At 68.7% G+C, this 1086-nt stretch carries 1 protein-coding gene; it reads right to left on the bottom strand.

The window, feature by feature from the left end; translation table 11 throughout:
• Window positions 1-982 (bottom strand): IS481 family transposase (locus ABH940_RS36985; protein ID WP_370107299.1); only part of this gene is annotated, 982 nt, incomplete at its 3' end.
• Window positions 983-1086 lie beyond the last annotated feature (104 nt).

Genomic DNA, 1086 nt, shown 5'->3' with positions numbered 1-1086 from the left:
TGTATTGATCCGCAGCGTTGTTGACTCGGCTGATGGGGGTTTGGCCTCCGAGTGCGGTGTGACAGCGATGGTAGTTGTAGCGGTGGAGGAAGCCGGGTAGCGCGTTCGCTCGTTCCTGGTTTGTCGCGTAGGGGCGGAGGTAGGCCCATTCGTCGGCCAGGGTGCGGTGGAAGCGCTCGACCTTGCCGTTTGTCTGCGGGCGGTAGGGGCGCGTGCGTTTGTGGACGATCCCGGCCGCGTGGAGGGTGTCGCGCCAGGCGTGGGACTTGTAGCAGGAGCCGTTGTCGGTCAGCACCCGTTCGACGGTGATTCCGAGGTCGGCGAAGAAGGCCTGGGCGCGGGTCCAGAACGCGGTGGCGGTGTGTTTGCGCTCGTCGGCCAGGATCTCGGTGTAGGCCAGCCGGGTGTGGTCGTCGAGGGCGGTGTGGAGGAAGCCGTAGCCGATCCTGGGACTGCCGCTCGCGGTGCGGTCCATGGTCGTGGCCAGTCTGTGGGCCTCGCCGGCCTGGCGGTCGATGACCCGGTGGCCGCCGCCGTCGGGGATGTTGCCGAGTTTCTTGATGTCGACGTGGACGAGCTCGCCCGGGCGGGAACGTTCGTAGCGGCGGATGACCTGGCCGGTGGGGCGGTCCAGGTGGGACAGGCGGTTGAGTCCGTGGCGGACCAGGACGCGGTGGACGGTGGAAGCGGGCAGGCCCAGGATGGGTCCGATGCGGGCCGGCCCGAGTTTGCGTTCGGTCCGCAGCCGACAGACTCGCGCCTCGGTGTCGGGGACGGTCCGGTGCGGGGTGGTGTGCGGGCGGCTCGGGCGGTCCTCCAGCCCGGCCTCGCCTTCCTCGCGCCACCGGCGGACCCACTTGTGGGCGGTGGCGCGGGAGACGCCCATCTCCGCGGCGACGTGCGCGACAGGACGGCCCGCCTGGACCCGCTCGATCAGGAGTCGCCTTCCGAACACGGTCAACCGGGCATTACGGTGGGACACGAAGACCTCCGTGTGTGCGGTGAAGCCTAGACACCTCCACCACACCGGAGGTCTTCGTCATGATCAAGCCCCCAGGACCGTCAACAACGCTCGTGGTCAATACA

The organism is Streptacidiphilus sp. BW17, from assembly GCF_041262485.1.
Lineage (GTDB): Bacteria > Actinomycetota > Actinomycetes > Streptomycetales > Streptomycetaceae > Streptacidiphilus.
Note: the sequence above shows the minus strand (reverse complement) of the source record. Positions and strands in the feature narration are given on the sequence as shown.